Annotated in this window: 12 protein-coding genes; 8 read left to right on the top strand and 4 right to left on the bottom strand. The window is 70.6% G+C overall.

Annotated elements, in window-relative coordinates:
* Window positions 1-214: 214 nt before the first annotated feature.
* Entirely contained in the window at window positions 215-1,489 is a 1,275-nt protein-coding gene (locus OV090_RS12870; protein WP_267703903.1) for an outer membrane beta-barrel protein, read from the top strand.
* A 365-nt stretch (window positions 1,490-1,854) separates the two neighbouring features.
* On the opposite strand, the gene OV090_RS12865 is transcribed toward OV090_RS12870, so the two are convergent.
* Window positions 1,855-2,604: a CPBP family intramembrane glutamic endopeptidase gene (locus OV090_RS12865; protein WP_267703902.1), complete on the bottom strand. Its 750-nt coding sequence runs from the start codon at window positions 2,602-2,604 to the stop codon at window positions 1,855-1,857.
* Between OV090_RS12865 and OV090_RS12860 the strand changes: the two genes are divergently transcribed.
* Window positions 2,509-3,153 (top strand): IS630 family transposase, encoded by a 645-nt coding sequence (locus OV090_RS12860; RefSeq protein ID WP_267703901.1) that lies wholly within the window; start codon window positions 2,509-2,511, stop codon window positions 3,151-3,153. The genes OV090_RS12865 and OV090_RS12860 overlap by 96 nt on opposite strands.
* Before the next feature lie 63 nt (window positions 3,154-3,216).
* On the opposite strand, the gene OV090_RS12855 is transcribed toward OV090_RS12860, so the two are convergent.
* Window positions 3,217-4,479, bottom strand: coding sequence for a hypothetical protein (locus OV090_RS12855; protein WP_267703900.1), 1,263 nt, complete (start codon window positions 4,477-4,479; stop codon window positions 3,217-3,219).
* Between the two features lie 670 nt (window positions 4,480-5,149).
* Entirely contained in the window at window positions 5,150-5,329 is a 180-nt protein-coding gene (locus OV090_RS12850) for a hypothetical protein (protein ID WP_267703899.1), read from the bottom strand.
* On the opposite strand from OV090_RS12850, the gene OV090_RS12845 reads away from it, so the two are divergent.
* From OV090_RS12845 to OV090_RS12835, 3 genes are all read left to right on the top strand, one after another.
* On the top strand, window positions 5,328-6,740 hold the full coding sequence (locus OV090_RS12845) for a hypothetical protein (protein WP_267703898.1): 1,413 nt from the start codon (window positions 5,328-5,330) through the stop codon (window positions 6,738-6,740). The two genes, OV090_RS12850 and OV090_RS12845, sit on opposite strands and share 2 nt — an antisense overlap.
* A 22-nt stretch (window positions 6,741-6,762) precedes the next feature.
* A complete protein-coding gene (locus tag OV090_RS12840) occupies window positions 6,763-9,087 on the top strand; it encodes a hypothetical protein (protein WP_267703897.1) in 2,325 nt (774 codons plus the stop codon).
* Between the two features lie 247 nt (window positions 9,088-9,334).
* Entirely contained in the window at window positions 9,335-11,044 is a 1,710-nt protein-coding gene (locus OV090_RS12835; protein WP_267703896.1) for a VCBS repeat-containing protein, read from the top strand.
* 143 nt (window positions 11,045-11,187) lie between these two features.
* On the opposite strand, the gene OV090_RS12830 is transcribed toward OV090_RS12835, so the two are convergent.
* Window positions 11,188-12,030 carry a sigma factor-like helix-turn-helix DNA-binding protein gene (locus OV090_RS12830; protein WP_267703895.1) on the bottom strand — a complete coding sequence of 281 codons (843 nt, stop codon included), beginning with the start codon at window positions 12,028-12,030 and terminating at the stop codon, window positions 11,188-11,190.
* A gap of 118 nt (window positions 12,031-12,148) precedes the next feature.
* On the opposite strand from OV090_RS12830, the gene OV090_RS12825 reads away from it, so the two are divergent.
* The 3 genes from OV090_RS12825 to OV090_RS12815 all read left to right on the top strand — a co-directional run bounded on the left by OV090_RS12825 (window position 12,149) and on the right by OV090_RS12815 (window position 17,471).
* Window positions 12,149-15,115, top strand: a complete 2,967-nt coding sequence (locus tag OV090_RS12825; protein ID WP_267703894.1) for a serine/threonine-protein kinase — start codon at window positions 12,149-12,151, stop codon at window positions 15,113-15,115.
* A 1,253-nt stretch (window positions 15,116-16,368) separates the two neighbouring features.
* Window positions 16,369-16,572: a hypothetical protein gene (locus tag OV090_RS12820; protein ID WP_267703893.1), complete on the top strand. Its 204-nt coding sequence runs from the start codon at window positions 16,369-16,371 to the stop codon at window positions 16,570-16,572.
* Between the two features lie 203 nt (window positions 16,573-16,775).
* Window positions 16,776-17,471 carry a hypothetical protein gene (locus OV090_RS12815; protein ID WP_267703892.1) on the top strand — a complete coding sequence of 232 codons (696 nt, stop codon included), beginning with the start codon at window positions 16,776-16,778 and terminating at the stop codon, window positions 17,469-17,471.
* The last annotated feature ends 2 nt before the right edge of the window (window positions 17,472-17,473 follow it).

The following is a 17,473-nucleotide window of genomic DNA, read 5'->3' as shown; positions in this document are numbered from 1 at the left end:
GCTCGTCAGGCTGCTGGCAGCCGTGGCCCCCGCCGAGCCGTCGCCGCCCGGCTCGGCGTCCCCGACCGCGCCCGCAGCCGCTCCTTCCGCCCCGTCTGCGGGGTCCACGGCGCCCTCTGCAGACCCGGGGGCTACGCGCTCGCTTCCGCCCTGGACGCCCCCGGACGACGAGGACGAGGTCCAGGGCGCGCTGCCCGGCACCGATGCGGCGTCCGTGAACAACCCGGCGATCTCGGCCGGGCGAACTCCGGCAGCGCCGGCCGCGGTGCCCGTCGGCCCCCGCGAGGAGGCGGACGAGGACCGGGTGCAGAAGGCATTGCCGGGGACGGACGCGGCGGCGGTGAACAACCCCGCGATCTCGGCCGGTGACAAGATGGACCCGACGGGGGTCACTGGCTTCAAGGCGTGGGAAGTCGGCGGCTTCATCGACGTCAACTACAGCTACAACAGCAACAACCCCGACAATCATGTCTACCGCGGCACGAGCGTGCAGCCGCGGACCGGCGAGTTCTCGCTCAACCACGCCGTCGCGTACATCCGCCGCGATGCGATTCCGGGCCGCTTTTCGCCGCTGTTCGAGTTCGCCGCCCAGGGCGGTCCGGCCGCCGACGCGCTGGTCGCCTACGAGCCGAACCCGGGCGGCGCCAACGGCAAATTCGCCGGACCGGAGGTGTGGAAGCATATCTCGCGGGCCACCATCGGGTTTCGCACCCGCCACGGCACCGAGGTAGTCGCTGGCCTTCAATTGAGCCCGGTCGGTATCGGCATCCACTGGAGTCCCTACAACTGGAACTACACGGTCACCTGGCAGCTCAACAGCGTGCCGTATTATCTCTCGGGCCTCAAGCTCGCGCAGACGATCCGCGACAAGCACCAGGTCCAATTGTGGGTGGTCAACGGCTGGCAGCTGCTCGCCGACAACAACAAGGCGCCGAGCGTGATGCTCGGCTACACCTTCACCGCGAGCGAGCGCTTCAATTTCGGCGAGTACGTGTGGATCGGCCCCGAGCAGGCCGACATGCGCCCGAAGGCCTGGCGGCTGTTCTCCGACTCGCAGTTCACCTACAACACCGACCGATTCGGGATCGGCGGGGTGTTCGACGTCGGCGCTGACCCCCGCACCGACCTGCCCCTGTCGCCGTGGCAGATGTGGATGAACGGGGCCATCTTCACCCGCTGGCGCGTGCTCGGGAAGGAGCGCACGTGGGACATGGCACTGCGCCCCGAGTTCTTCTGGGACCGCGACGGCCGGATGTTCGGCGTCCCGCAGACCTTGATCTCGGGCGCCTTCACCAACAACTTCCGCGTGTTCAACAACCTCCTGTTGCGCGTCGAGTACCGCTACGACCACTCGACCAACCCCAGTGGCTTTTTCTACCGCGGGGCCGCGATCGCCGACGACGGGATGGGCCTCGCGCGCGACCAGCACACCGTGTTCTTCAACGTCGCAGGCGTGTTCGCCCACCGCTTCGGCGGCAAGCCCACATGACCCAACCATCGGAGGTCGGATGTCTCCACTGATCATACTCCTCGTCGTATTCGCCGGCTTCGGGATCTACGGGGCCATCAGCGATCGGGCCGACGATCGGGCCCGCCGCCGGAAGGCGCTCCGTCTCACGCTCGAGCAATTGCCGGTCGATCGTCGGCAGTCCCGGACCATGCCGCGCGCCGGGAGCAGGCGGGCGCCTCCGTGATCGCGGAGTACTTCGTCGGTCCGCAAACGGCGGAGGGCGCGCCCCGCGCTCGAATGAGATGCTTCCGACCCTGGCCCATCCAGGGCCGACGACTGGTGTCTCGGAGTCGACCGACCGAGACGTGGGCGGCATCGTGGCACCTCAGAGACCTGGGCTTGGCTCACGGCCCGCAGAACCAGCCGAGGATCGCGGCGTCCCCGAGCGTGTGCCGGGCGTGCGTGCTCGCAGTGAACCATAGGTTGTTCGCGGCGTGGAGCAGGATACCGGGAAGGATCGATCCGGTGCGGAGGAAGACCCAGCCGAGCGCCAGGGCGACGAGGAGATAGCCCGTGTTCCAGCCGTAGCCGTAGAGGTAGTGCAGGACCACGAACACGCCGCCACCGATCACCAGCGCCTGGGGGTCCTTGAACCGCTCGCGGAGGGCGGAGAGCAGGAGAGCGCGATACACGATCTCCTCGTAGAGCGGCGCGAGCAGGACCATGCAGATCGTGTCTCGCACGAACACGGGCCACGGATAGACCACCGGGGCCCGTAGTGCCCGCTCGCCGAGATCGCACACGAGACTCGGGAGCGCGAGCCGCCCGAGCACCAGCACGACCGCCGCCGCGAGGAGCGCGACGGCCGCGACCTTCGCGAGCCAGCGCAGCGCCGGCCCGTGCCGCCCCACGGCAAGCCCCAGCTCAGGCGCACTGAACCAGCCGGAGCGCAGCGCCCACGCGAAGGCGACACCCGCGATCAGACAGCGGCCAGCTTGGTAGCCGGCGTAGAACCCGGCTTCGCCGTCGGCGAGGCCGAGCGCCCCGAGGACCGGGATGTGCGTCGCTACCCACGCGAAGTCGGCGAGGATCGTGGCGACGACAAGCGCCCCCCGCTTCTGCGAGGGGCGCTGCGGTGGCGTCGGCGCGTCCATGGCCGACACGAGTCCTGCGACCCCGAGCGCCTGATTTTCCTCGACGAGTCCGGCTCGCACATCTCGATGACCCGCACGCGGGCCTGGGCGCCCTGTGGGAAGCGCGCCCAGGGCGTGGTGCCGCGGAATCGCGGCCGCGTCACGACGATGCTCGGCGCGCTGTCGATCGACGGCATCGAGGCGATGATGACCGTCGAAGGCGGTACGACGGCGAAGGTCTTCCTCGAGTTCCTCGACCAGCATCTGGCGCCGAAGCTGCGCCCGGGCGACATCGTCGTCATGGACAACCTGGGAGCGCATCACGCATCCGGCGTCCGCGAGCGTATCGAGGCTCGCGGCGCGCAGGTCGTCTATCAACCGCCGTACTCGCCGGACCTGAACCCCATCGAGCTCGCGTGGTCCAAGATCAAGGCGGCGCTCCGCGGCCTCGGAGCGCGAACGGTCCCCCTTCTAAAGGCCGCGATCTGCGCCGTCTCCGGCTTCGTCACACCCGCCGATGCCGCCGGATGGTTCAAGCACTGCCGCGTCAGCACGCCTCAAGGCAAATGAGACATGCTGTCAGGACTGCCTTGGTGAGTGCCTGATGCCGTCAACCAACTTCAGCAGGTGCCATTAGAACGCGACCCGCTGCGGCGGCGTCCAGAAGGCCGACGTGGGCGCTGCCTGCGCGTCGCGCGCCCCCGTCGCGCCCCAGAAACGATCGCCCCAGCACCACACCGATCCGTCGCCCCCGAGGGCGCAACCGTGGTTCGCACCGAGGGCGACCTGCGCGGCCGCGATCGGCAGTGCGACCTGCCGCAGCAGCCCGCCAACGCCCACGGTCCCGGACTCACCCCAACACTGCACCTCGCCACCGCTGCCGCCGCCGATCGCGCACACGCGCGAGCTCACGGTGCTCATGCACATAGTCGAGACGGGCGGAAGCCCCGTGCTCGGCACTGGCTCCGGTCGCTCCGTGCGCGTGCCGTCGAGCAGTTCGCCGCCGATGTTCGCGCCCCAGCAGCGGGCGACGCCGCCGTGCAGGAGACCGCAGTGGTTGACCGTGCCGAGCGCGAGCGCGGTCGCGCCGTGTAGCGCCGGCACGACCCGCGGCGTCGGGTCGGCGGGCGCCCTGCGGTACGACTGTCCGAAGCACGTGACGTCGCCGGTCGCTAGCCGCGCGCAGGTCAGCTGCTCGCCGACCGAGACGTCGACCACGTTGGTCAGCCCCGCCAACCGCTGCGGCGTAAGCACACTCACCGAGGTGTCGCCCTGGCGCGCGACGACCCCGGGCGGCAGCGGTGCAATAGGCACGGGACCGAGCTGTCCGTAGAAACCGTTGCCCCAGCACGCGACGCCGCCATCGCCGAGGCGCGCGCACGCGTGCTTCGGCCCCAGCGCGATCTGCGTCGCGTTCGCGAGCCCCGCGACCGGCGTCGGCAACGGGCGGTCGGTCGTCGTGCCGTCGCCGACGGCGCCGTACGTGTTGCCGCCCCAGCAGCGCACCGTGCCGTCGCCCAGCAGCGCACACGTCGTGTCCGCCGCGGCGGCCACCGCCGCGACGTCGACGAGCCCCACGTCGGCGGGAGTGTCGCGGCACGACTGCGGACTCCCCGTCACGCCGAACATCGAGTCCGTGTTGGCGCACGCGGTCGGCGCCGGCGCGCCGAGCTGACCGTGGTCGTTGGCGCCCCAGCAGCGGACCGTCGCGTCGGCCATGCGGGCGCACGTATGGTTGTACCCCGCGACGACCGTGGTCGCGTGCGCGCCCGGCGTCGTTAGCGAGGGCCGCGCCGTCGAGCGTGTCGGGTGTGTCGACCGGTCGACCGCCGCGCCGTTCGAACACGCGATCACGACCGCGACGACTGGCGTGAGGGAGAGAGCCTTGCGCGACATGTTATTGGTTCTACGCGCCGACCCGGGCAAAGCTTACACACGACTGACGCGCCCGCGAGCGCAGGCGGCGAGTCGCCGCACGCTCCGACCTCGCGTCTCACCGCCGCCGCTGCGCGTGCATACGTGCGCAGCCACGTTGCGTGCTTGATGTGTTGGACGCGTGCTCCGCGCGGCGGTAGACCCGCGCGTCGTGGTACCGGCACACCAATCGGTGAAGACCGACGGCTGCCGCGCCGACGATCACGACGACCAGTGACGCGGATCCATGGTGATGGACGCTTGGCGCTCATGTTCGCGGCGAGCGGGCCGAGACGAGGGCGAGCCCGACGAGCGCGCCGGGCGGCGCTCGCAGTTCATCGCTGGCGACTTCCGCCGGATCAGCCAGGCGATGGTGGAGGACGCCGACGTGGTGCAGATTTCATACGACTTGAGTCCACGATACGTATCCGCTCGGTGCACGGCATCCTGGTGGGACGAGGGGAGCCCGCTGTGCGCGATGATCCGAGCATCGGATGTTCGAGGAAGGCGCGCATCCGGTCGTCGCGGTCGTGTCCTTCCTCGCATTCACCCGCGTGCGACACGACGCGACCGCGGCGTCGATCGAAGCGCGTGCGACCTGGAGGCGACTCGTTCGTCGTCATCGTTGTCTCGACCGGGTTCGCCTTCGCCCTTAGGACTGGGCCAGAGTCGGCCGCATGCTGACGAGGACGAAGGGGTACGCGCGGGGCTTGGTCTTGGGCCTGGTGGCCGCGTGCGGTGGTGGTGGTGGGTCGAGCGCGACGACCGACGGCAGCACGTCGACAGCGAGCACAACGAGCAGCAGCGGCAGCGAGACGGCTGGGACCGACATGAGCAGCGGCGGCAGCGAGACGTCGGGCGTCGTCCCGACCAGCGGCCCGACCACGACGTCGAGCACGAATGACGGCGACGACACGAGCACGAGCGCCACCGGCGCGCCGGCTTTCGACTGCGGCGACGAGATCAACAGCGCCTGGGGCATGGGCGACGACGTCGGTGCGCTTGACGGCGACGCATGGACGCCAGGGCGCGACGGCGACGGTCGGGTCAACTGCGTGTCGTGGCAGACCGTGCCGCTAAATCGCTGGGTGCGGGTGGTCGGCACGCGCCTCGACGCGCTCGACGCCGAGGTCAAGGCCGCGATCCCGGGCTGGAGCGATCGCGGCAACGAGGACTGGCACGGCGTGCTCGCGGACTGGGTCGGCATGGCCTGGGACACGCGCCACGGCAGCGAGCGCGGCTGGGTCACCGTCGGCGGCGGCCACGACGGCTCGTCGAACGACGGCGTGTACCGCCTCGATCTGCGCACGATGATGTGGAACATCGAGCGGATGCCCAGCGACAGCTCGTTGTGGCCTCCGGAGTACAACGCGAACTTCACCAACTTCAACCCGGCCGTCGCGTACTACGAGGCCAACTTCGAGAACCCCGAGGGCGTGTACAGCGACGAGTTCTTCGACCCCGACAACCCGGCGAGCTCGACGCGCACGCCGACCTCCCGCCACACCTACGGCTCGACCGTGTTCGTGCCCGAGCTGGGCAACGCGGGCAAGATCCTCATGGGCTGCCGCCGCTACTGGGAGTACGACGTCGAGACCGCGACGTGGTCGCTGCCGAAGTTCCCGTTCGACGCCGCCGCCAACTACTCGGGCGAGACCGGCTACGCCGGCGAGAACATGCACGGGTGGTGGAACGCCGCCGAGGGCCGCTACTACATGTCGGCCACGCAGAACTACAACGCCTCGCAGACGTGGTCGGTGCTGGCCGGCGGGACCGAGTTCCGCTGGGAGGGCGGCTACCCGAGCGGCGGCTGGGCCGCACTCAGCAACGCGATGGATCAACGCGGGCAGACCCTGCACACGCTCCAGTACGACGCCGGGCGCCCACACACGATGCTGGTGACCAACCTCGACACCCGCGAGATCGTCAGTCACGAGCTGACCTACGGCCCGTCGGCGGCGGCGCTGATGTTCGACATGCAGTCGGGGTTCGACGGCCGGACGCTGGCGCACGTGGCCGAGACCGGCCAGTACCTGGCGAACCTCGAGGCCATCGGCGAGGGCATGCTGTGGGCGTGGATCGACGAGAACACGTGGACGCTCGAGCGCGCCGCCATCGCCGGTGACTACCCCGCCGTGGTGAACACCAACACCGAGACCAAGCTCGAGTACTTCCCCGAGCTGCACGCGATCGTGTGGGTGAACGTCGCGGAGGAGGACATCCGCCTGATCCGCTTGCAGTGACGCCGGGCCTCATTCAAGCGCCATGTCGCCCTGTCCGTTCCGCGGACAGGACACCCGGACGGTCGGCGTCGACGGCCGCATCACCGGCGACGAGAGCACAGGCGCGACTTACGTTCCATTTCGTGGGGAAGTCACCATGACGATCGATCGACGAACTTTTCTTGAGTCCACTCTCACACTGTTCGGCGCCTGGGGCCTCGGCGCATGCGGCGGTGACACGGGGGGATCCGGTTCTACCGACAGCGACGGGACGACCGGCCAAGGCGGGAGTTCCGGTTCTACCGGCGGCACCCCGACGGATGGGACAGGCGGGGAACCCGATTCCACCGGTGGTGACGAGACGACGGGGGAGACCGACGGATCCGGCGTGACGCCCAAGGACATCACCACGGTGAGTCTCACCGCGGGCACGTCCGGCGAACTGTTGCCGTGGACGATCGGGCACTTCTTCGCGGAAGGAGACATCCCGTCGGAGGCCCGGATCGCGGCGGACGTCGACGAATTCCAGGCCGTCGTTCGCAATCGCTGGCCCGACGGCTCGGTGAAGTTCGCCGTTCTCTCGGGGCGTTGTGACTTCACCGCGGGGACACCGCGGATCGTGAAGCTCTCGCGCGTCGCCGAGGCCTCCGATCCCGCGCCCGCGATCACCGAGGCGGAGCTCGTCGCGGCAGCTCCGGACCTCGGCATCCAGGTGGGCATGCTCGGCGCCGTCTCGCTGGCGTCCGCGCTGGGAAATCCCGTCCAGCAGATCCTCTCCGGCCCGGTCGCGTCGGAGTGGCGCTATCGCCTCGACATCGACGACCAACTGGTCGTCTGGTTGTTCGTCCGCCTCTACAAGGGGGGCGCCGTCGAGACGCTGGTCAGCGTCGAGAACGGCTGGTTCGACTACACGGGAGCCACCAACAAGATCGGTCGCGTCGTCGCGACGTCGCAGGACAAGACGCTCTACGACTCGACGAGCGAGCTCGACATCAAACACCACACGCGGATCGTCTGCACGGACGGGCACAGCGGCAAGCTGTGGCTCGACGCCGATCCGCAGATCGTCGTCGCGCACGACCCCGCGTACCTGCAACAGAGCGGGGCGGTCCCCGCCTTCCTCGCCGAGTCGATCAATGAGACGCTCTTCGACAACCTCGCGGACAATTACGTCCCCTACGCGCAGCACAACCTGCCGGGAGATGCCCTGGGCAGCGGCGGCGACAGCCCGTCGATCGGCTGGCTTTCGCAATGGGACGCTACCTACGTCGTCTCGGCCGCGCCGCGGGCGCTGCAATCGGTGCTGGTCAATTCGTTCGCTTCCGGGGCATGGAGCGTGCACATCCGCGAGGCGGCGACGAATGCCCCGCCGACGTTCGCAGCGCACCCCGACGCCAAGCTCCCGCAGTCGACCGGAGACATGTACGGAGGCCGCGCGTACTTTTCGGGCCAGTACGGGACCGACTGGGACATCTCGCACGGATGGCTGCCCGGTTATGTCGCCTATCTGGTCACAGGCGACTGGTGGCACCTCGAGGAGCTGCAGTACTTCGTGAAGTGGGTCCACTTCAGCACAAGCGTCGAGTCGCGCGGCGGCGCCGCGGGCCTCATGGTGCGCAGCCTCCAGCCGCGCGGGACGGCCTGGCAGATTCGCAACTGCGGAATGGCGGCTGCGATCACGCCCGACGACGATCCGGAGCACCTCGGGTACGCCGGCGCCGTGGGCGCGTCGCTCGCGTGGATGCGCGGCTTCCACACGAACGCGCTCGGGGTCGTGATCGAGCCGGACCAGGTCTACTGGGGCGACATCGGCGGAGAACGGACCTGGATGAGCGATTACGTGGTGGGCTCGGTCGCCTGGGTGCTCGACCTGAAAGTCGTCGAGGCGACCCACGAGGCCGATGCGACGGCGTTCATGGAGTGGATGGGCAAGGGCCTGGTCCAGCGCATGTCGGACGGCACCAACCCCGAGGGCTGGCACTGGGCCTATCAGGCCTATTCTCCGATCCTCAGCACCTTCGCTTTCCCCGAGAATCAGGACCAAGCCAAATTCGACGCGAATTGGGGCATCGCGTTCGAACGTTTCGCCGGCCGCCCCAACGGCCCCGATCTGGACGACGGGAACATTCACGCCACGAATTGGGACACCCTCGGCTTCGAGGGCATGCCGGTGAAGCAGGCGTTCGGCGGCGACTACTTCGAATATGCGATGTGCGCGCTCGCTCAGTGCGTGAATCGGCAGGTCGAGGGCGCGGAAGCTGCGTTCGCGCGGATCGCTCAAGCCTCCAACTTCCCTGCGTGCCGCGCCGCGCTGGCGGGAGACCCGCGCTGGGGGATTGCGCCTCGCTCCTTCGTCCAGCAGCCGTAGCACCCTGAAGTGAGGCGCGCCGCATGTCTCGATCACCGCCCGCGCAAGCGACTTCTTCCATCCTCAGCATGGGCTCCACCGCTTGCGGGGGACCGTGCAGTACCCGGGGGCCGCGTAATGCGACGGCCTGAGAGACCACCGGTAAGCCGTGTGCGGGAATCCGCACGCACGGTTTGAACGGGGGTCCTGTCTGTCTCCGTGCGGAAGACCGCGATTGATAAGAAAGGATCTACCAATGACGTCGCTTGTGCATCGCTCTCTGGTATTCGCTCCGCTCCTGCTGGCCGCCTGCGGCGGCGACGACAACGAAAGTGCGACCGCGTGGGGGTTGACGGGAACGACGGCGCCGTCGACCACGACCGACAGCGCGACCGGCAGCGCGACCGGCAGCGCATCGACGCCGACCGAGGGCGGCAGCGAGTCGGCCGGTTCGACGACCGAGTCGGTGACGCCGACGGAGAGCAGCGGCGGATTCAAGTTCGACCTCCCGGTCAGCGACCTCGGCGAGACCGGCGGCCCGGTCGGTGAGGTGTGCAAGGTGCAGGACAACATGGATGCGGTCGGCAGCTGCAAGCTCCAGGCGCCGCCCGAGAGCTTCGCCCCGGAGCTGCAATGGTCGTTCGGGCCCGACTTGCAGGCGATGGTGACGCCGCTGGTCGGCAACTTCACCGACGACAACGGCGACGGCGAGATCGATCTGTGCGACGTCCCGGACGTGGTGCTGGTCGCCGGCGAGGCGATCGACTACGCCAAAACCTGCGAGGTGTTCCTGCTCGACGGGGCGACCGGCGCCCAGCACTTCGCGATCCCGAAGTCCGAGAACGTGTCGTGCTTCTCCACGCCGGCGTTCGCCGACATCGACGGCGACGGACTGCCCGAGATCGTGGCGCTGTGGAACCTCGACGGCAACTTCCACCTCAAGGCGTTCGAGCACGACGGCACGCTCAAGTGGGCCAACACGACCAACGGCGGCGACCCGATCCAGAAATTCTACCGCGAGTCCGGGTCGATCGCGATCCACGACCTCGACGCCGACGGCGACGCCGAGATCGTCTTCAACCACGAGGTCTACGACCACAACGGCGTGCTTCTGTGGGAGAAAGCCAACCCGCAGCCCGGCGAGATCGAGGCGAGCACCGCCGCCGATCTCGACGGCGACGGCAAGATGGAGGTCATCACCGGCCACGCGGCGTATCACCACGACGGCACGCTCTACTACGAGGCCCATCCGAACGTGCCGTACCAGTCGATCCCGCAGGTCGCCAACCTCGACGACGACCCGTTCCCCGAGGTGCTCGTCACCTCGGGCTTCGGGCTGCACCTGCTCGAGCACGACGGCACCCCGAAGTGGGGCCCAGTGACGCCGAACGGAGTGTTTGGTGGCAGCTACTTGACCTGGCAGCGACCCGCCACGGTTCATGACTTCGACGGCGACGGGCAGCCGGAGTTCGCTACGTCGTCCGCCAAGCTCTACTCGGTCTTCGAGGGTAACCCGGCGGCGGTGTTGTGGGAGACGGAGGTGCTCGACCAATCCGGCGCGGCCGGCGGCACGGCGTTCGACTTTCTCGGCGACGGCGTGGCCGAGGCGATGTATGCCGACGAGCAGAGCTTCCGCGTCTACGACGGCCTCAGCGGCGAGGTGCTCGTGACCCAGCCCCGCTTCAGCCTCACGCTGGGCGAGTACCCGATCGTGGTCGACGTCGACAACGACGGCTCGGCGGAGATCCTGCTGACCTCCCGCACGGGCCAGCCCGCCCTGCAGGTCCTGCGCGACGCCGAGGACCGGTGGATCCAGGCGCGCCGGATCTGGAACCAGCACGCCTACTACGTCACCAACGTGCGCGAGGACGGGACGCTGCCGACCACGCCGATCGACAACTGGAAGATCTTCAACACCTTCCGGACGAACGCCCAGATCGAGGGCGCCGGGCTGTGCTTGCCCGAGCCGCCTCGCTGATCACCCGTTCGTTCGAGGTGGTTCGGGCATACCTCTCGAGGCTGACATGACGCCGAGCCGCCGCCCCGATCGTGCCGCGACTGCTGCGCGCCGTACTCGCGTCGCGGTCGTTCGCCGCGCGAACGTTCGCCGCGCGGCAACGCTCACAGGTCCGGCTTGCGCAGCAGCGACGAAATTTGCACGTCGAGCTGGCTGTGGACCAGGCGCGCGATGCTGCCGAACTCCGAGGGCGACAGCCCGAGCGACGCGGTCAGCAGGCGGCGCGTCTCCTCGAAGAGCAGCGCGCGAGCGCGGGTCAGCCAGCGCGCCGCGGTCGCCCGGTGGACCCCGTAGACCTGGCCGATGACGTCGATCGTCAGGCCGTTGACGACCGACAGGCGCAGGACCGCGCGCTCGCGCGACGGCAGGTGAGAGCAGGCCTCGCGGAACGCGGCCGCGAATTCGACGCGGTAGCGGACGCGCAGGTAGTCGAGTTCGGGGTCGTCGGCGGTCGCCGGCGCGAGGTGGCCGGCGTCGTGCAGGCGCTGCTGCGCGCGGCCCTGCTGGCGGCGCTGCGTCAGCGCGGCGCGGACGAGGATGATCTGCACCCACACCGCCAGCGGGCCGCGCCCGGCGTAGTCGAGCAGGCGCGGCCCCGCGTCGTCGCCGACGAGCAGGCGCTGGCGCACGATCTGCCGCACCTCGTCGCCGAAGTCCGGGTCGGCGTCGATAGACCGCACGACGTCGCCGACCTCGGCGAAGATCCGCGCCTCGAAGCAGCGCACGGCGATCGGGTCGCCCATCACGGCGCAGGCGTACGCGAGGTAGAGGTCGCCGACGTGCAGACCGGCGACCACCGGCAGTGCGGCCTCGGGATCAGCGGGCAGGATGCCGCGGCAGTGCGCGAGGAAGGCGTCGCGGTCGACCGTGACCGTCGGCCAGGCGGCCTGCGCCTCGGGCCAGCGGTTGCGCAGCACCGCCGTGACCGCCTCGGCTGGGGGGAGCACTCGCATTAATCGCGCGGTCAGCAAACCTCGCAAAATTCGCCGGCCCGCACAAGTCGCGGCGGCGCGCGTCGGGCTGGTGTGAGTCCCGCGGCGAGCTGATAGATCTCGATCCGGCGCGATGCGACGCGGACCCGACTGCCTCGGCGACAACGACGTGCTCGACGTGCTCGCCGGCGGTGACCGGCGCGAGCTCGACCCGTTGCGCGCCCACCTCGATGACTGCGACGCCTGCTGCGAGCTGCTCGCGGCGGTTGCTGGGCTCGCGGGGCCGACGCCGCCGGGTGACGGGGCGCCGGCGACCTCGCCGCTGACCCCAGGCGCCGAGGTCGGGCCGTACCGGCTGCTCGAGCGGATCGGCAGCGGCGGCATGGGCATCGTCTACGCGGCCTTCGATCCGCGGCTCGATCGCAAGGTCGCGCTGAAGCTGCTCCGCCCCGAGCTGGCGGCGCTCGACCCGGGGATGGAGCTGCGGCTGGTCCGCGAGTCGAAGGCGATGGCGAGGCTGTCGCACCCGAACGTGCTGGCGATCCACGACATCGGCGCGCTCGCCGGGCAGGTGTGGCTGGCGATGGAGCTCGTCGAGGGCGAGACGCTGCGCGCGTGGCTGCGGACTCCGCGGCCGTGGCGCGAGGTGCTCGCGGTGTTCGTCGCCGCTGGGCGCGGGCTGGCCGCGGCGCACGCCGCCGGGCTCGTGCACCGCGACTTCAAGCCCGACAACGTGCTGCTCGATCGCGGCGGACGCGTGCTCGTCACCGACTTCGGCCTCGCGCGACCCGCCGAGGCCGCGGTCACCGGCTCCGGTCGCGCGGCGCCGGTGGGCGACCTCGCCGACGAGCTGACCCACACCGGCGCGCTGGTCGGCACGCCCGCCTATTGCGCCCCGGAGCAGCAGCGCGGCGAGGCGACCGACGAGCGCTCCGACGTGTTCAGCTTCTGCGTCGCGCTGCACGAGGGGCTGCACGGCGAGCGCCCGTTCGCCGGGGCCCCACCCAGGGATCCCGACGCGCCGTGGCGGCTCGCCGCGCCGGGCCGGCGGGTCCCGGGCTGGCTGCACCGCGCCGTCACCCGCGGGCTTCAGCGCGAGCCCGACCGCCGCTACCCGTCGATGAACGCGCTGCTCGACGCCCTCAGGCCGCCGAGACATGTCCGGGCTTACATTTCCGTCGGGGCAGTCATCGTCGCGGCGACCGTCGGCGCGACCGCGGCCTTGCTGCGCGCACCGCCCGACGAGCGCGCGCAGGCCTGCGGCGCGGCGCGGCTCGGCGACGGGTGGGACGACGCGCGCCGCGAGCTCGTCCGTGGCGCCCTGCTGGTCGCCGACACCCCGCGCGCCCGCTTCGCGTGGAGCCGCGTCGAGCAGGCGCTCGACGGGCAGGTCGCCGCGTGGACGCGGACCTTCGCCACGCTGTGCGGGCCCGACCGCGCCCCGCCCGGCGCGCTCGCCGGGGCGCGCTGCCTGACCGCGCGGGCGGCCGAGCTCGCCGCCGCGACCTCGGCTCTGTCCCACAGGACAGACGACGGTCCCGACCGCGCGCTGCGGGTCGTCGACGCCCTGCGCCCCGTCGACGCCTGCCTGCGCGCCGACGCCGACGAGCCGCGCGACCCCGCGCCGGACGACATCGCTGGCCGGGCCGAGGCCGCGGCGATCCGCGCCGCGCTCGTTGAGGCCGATGCGCTGCTCCTTGCCGGGGCCTTCCCCGCGGCCCGGGCCGCGATCGAGCCGCAGGTCCGCCGCGCCGAGGCGCTCGGGTACCGGCCGGTCGTCGCCGAGGCGCTGCTGCTGCGCGGCATGATCGAGGGCGAGTCCGGCGACCCGTACGCCGGCACGCGGATCGTCCGGCAGGCCGCCAACGCCGCCGAGGCGAGCCGGCACGAGCGCGCCGCGGCCGACGCGTGGAGCTACCTCGCGTTCGTCACGGCGCAGCGGCTCGGTGACCTCGAGCGCGCGCGCGAGTACGCCGACCAGGCCGACGCCGCGATCGAGCGTCTCGCCGGCGACCCGGAGCGGGCGGCCCGCGTCGCCCACTACCGCGGCCTCATCGCCCTGCGAGCCGGCGACCCCGAGGGCGGCCGCGGGTGGTTCGAACGCGCGATCGCGCTGCACCGCGAGGCCGGCCACGAGCCCCACGTCGTCGTCCTCGAGGGCCTCGCCCTCGCCCTCGGCGAGGCCGGCCGGCACACCGAGGCGATCGAGCAGTTCACCCGCGTGCTCGCCCTGCGCCGCGAGCAGTTCGGCCCCGATCACCCCGACCTCGTCGACACCCACACCAACCTCGCCGCAGAGCTCGTCGACCTCGGCCGCGAGGAGGAGGCCCTCGCACACATGCAAGCCGCGGTCGACCTCCACGCCGCCGCGTACGGCCCCGATCACCACGAGGTCGGGCTCCTGTACTACGACCTCGGCGAGGTGCTGCGCACGCTCGGCCACCCCGACGAGGGCCTCGCGCACAACAGCCACGCGCTGGCGATCGCGCGCCGCGTCCACGGCGACGAACACTCCGACGTCGCGCTCGTCCGCGAGTACCGCGCGGGCCTGCTGCTGGACCTCGGGCGACACGACGAGGCGATCGCGCTGCTGCGCGAGGTCCTCGCGTCGTACCGCCGCACCGGCGGCGATAACGGCGCGCTGATCGCCCACTGCCGCCTCAGCCTCGCCGACGCGCTGCGCCGGGCTGGCCGCCCCGACGAGGCCCTCGCACACGCCCGCGAGGGCCTCGCGCAGCTCGAGCCGCTGCTGCCGGCGAGCAGCGCCCTCCGCGGCTACGCCCGCACCGCCGTCGCCCGCGTGCTGATCGCGACGGGTCACGCTTCCGAGGCTCTGCCCGCGCTCGAGGAGTCGCTGGCGAGCTACCCCGCCGACGACACCAACCCCTACCAGCGCGCGCTGACGCAGGCGACCCTCGCCCAGGCCCTCTTCGCCACCGACGGCGACCGCGTCCGTGCCCGCGAGCTCGCGCGAACGGCCCGCGACACGCTCGCCCGCGGCGGCGCCGGCTGGGCGTCCGAGCACGACACGATCGATCGCTGGCTCGCCGCGCTCCCGCCGGAATCACCGTCGCCGCGATCCATCGCTGCGCCGAAGTAACGCCGGGCCGCACAACTGTACAGCAGCCGCGGTCACCCCGGCCGTGCCCGCGAAATCGAGCCCGGGACGTGCGAGACGAAGATCGTCGCGCTGAAGTCTGGCGGCACCAGCCCGGGCGGGATGGTGGCGATCGGCGCGTCGGGGACGGCGTGGTGCCGTGGCGCCAACGTGGGTTCGCGCCGGGGACGGAGCACGTCGCCTGCAGCCTGCTGCGCCCTCGGTTCCCTGCGAGCTCGGGTGAGTCGACACCCACCGCGGCCGCACGTGTTTGAAGCGACGCAGACCTACGCGTGCGACCCGGACGTGCAACGAATACCACTCCAAGCGCCGCTCGACCGATTGGCGGGCCTGCAGGAGGTCGGCGGACCAGCACCGGAGGAGCGGTGGCGGTCTTCGCTCGAGCAGGCGGTCTTGGAGGACTCCCTGGTAGCGCCTCGAGGCCGAGGCAGTACATCGCGCATCAGCGTGCCCGGCATCGGCTCGCCCGTGGCCCGATCGAAGCCAAAGGTCGTACGCGCATTTCACCTGCCCTCACGGCAGAGGAGCAGGATGAAACGTGCCGCCGGCGCGTCCTGGCGGCCAGGACGTTTCCGGCTCCCAGGTCGTCGTCGTCTCACTTGACGGCCCGGTGACGGTTGGACGCCCGATCCCCGACGTCGTGGGCGTCGCGTCGCCCGCGGAGGTGGAGCTGGATCGGTGTCCGGTGCGAGTCCCGCCCCAGCCGCGAAGAGCTCCTGAAAGTAGCTGCTCAGCGGGACGGCCAAGATCGACATGAGCGACGATCCCCCGCTCGAGCGTCGCGCACCGCTCGAGCGTCTGCAGGTAGGAGCGGCTCCGTGTAGACGAAGATCCGCACCGACGTCGTTGGCCTCCACGCGGCCGCGCATCCGGATCCGTGCGCTGCCGACGTCGAGCTCGATCACGCCAGCGTCGGCGCTCGACGAAGTCAGTCGCCGCTGGTCCCGTCGCGCCGGCCCTCGCCAGCTTCGACTTCCACCACGTCAGCGTCCGCTGGTTGACGTCCGCCTTCGACGCGTACGCATCAGCCAGGTCGGTCGTTCGCGCGTGGTGACCACGCCGGACATGAGGATGTTGGTCAAGATGCCGGTGGGGCTGGCGCGTCGCCGGGGCCGTATTCGGGGAGGCGCTGTGGGCGGTGCTCGAAGCCGCCGTGCCGCTAGACCCGCGATTGCCGCGGCGGGTCGACGCCGACGGCCGCGCGACTTGCCTGCCAGCGCGAGCCGTGGCCGACCGTGCTCCGAGAGGGATGGATCCTCGACACCGTGCGGCCGCTACCCGACGACCGCGTACAGGCCGAGTTCCCTGGCCGGAGTGAGCTCGTGTTCGCGGCTGACCTCTCTAGCTGGCGCGAGCTCGGCGACGGCCGTTACTTCCTGATCGAGGACTGGCGACCGACCGGCACCGCGAGCACGCCGCGGTGTCCCGAGCCGGCGTGACGCCGCGGCCGCCGGAGAGCTGGTCACGCGCCGCTGTGAGAGCGGCGACGGCAGCGGCGAAGCCAACTCCCGGCCTCATTCACCGCACGGCTTACACGTACGCACGCTTGCCACGGACGACCCGAGCACTGTGCGGCTCGCAAGCAGCGACAGGGTTGGCAGCGAGCGAGGACCATGAGAGATTGACCCCGAGGAGCCGCAGGGTGGAGCCGTCCGAGCGAGATCCGCACGCCGACGAGCGCTGTCCACTGTGCGAGAGTCCCATCGCCGAGGACCTGCGCGCTCTGGACTACTGCGACACGTGCGGTTGCCTGCTCCTGGAGTGGTCGCCACGCCACCAGATGGACGATGCCCTCCCGCCTGGCGTCACGTGTCGAGCAGCTCCGGCGCTAACCGAAAGCGATGCGCGCGATCCGTACCGCGAGGCCGCCGAGGAGACCCGGCTCGACATTCTTGTCGAGCACCGACAGCAGCAGTTCCGAGTAGCGGCAGCTTCTGCCGCGCTTTTCTTCGTCGGTGTCGTGACCAGAAGCGAGCTCCCCGTGGCGATGATGGCTGGCCTCGCGGCGCTCGCCGTCGGCGGGATTGCGTGGAGCCTAATTCCCAGGATCTCGGTCATGCGGTTCATCGCCACGCCCGATAGCCTCACCGTCGTAGGTGATGGCGTCCCTCTTCACCACGGCCAGCGCTTCGTGGTCGACGACGTGAAAGGGGTGTTTGTGTGCGCTCTCGCGCGAGCCGAGCGCCCTGAGGAGCGCCGCCTGGAGCTTGTGCTCCTCGATCGCCACGGTAGACATCAATCGCTGCTGCGCGGGCTCGACGACCCTAGGACGCTCTCGTGGATCGCTACCCATATCGAGCGGGCGCTCGGGTTCGAAGAACCCTCGGGTCGCCAATGACG

It is taken from the genome of Nannocystis sp. RBIL2 (assembly GCF_026626745.1).
Lineage (GTDB): Bacteria > Myxococcota_A > Polyangia > Nannocystales > Nannocystaceae > Nannocystis.
This window is presented reverse-complemented; position numbering and strand designations above follow the sequence as displayed.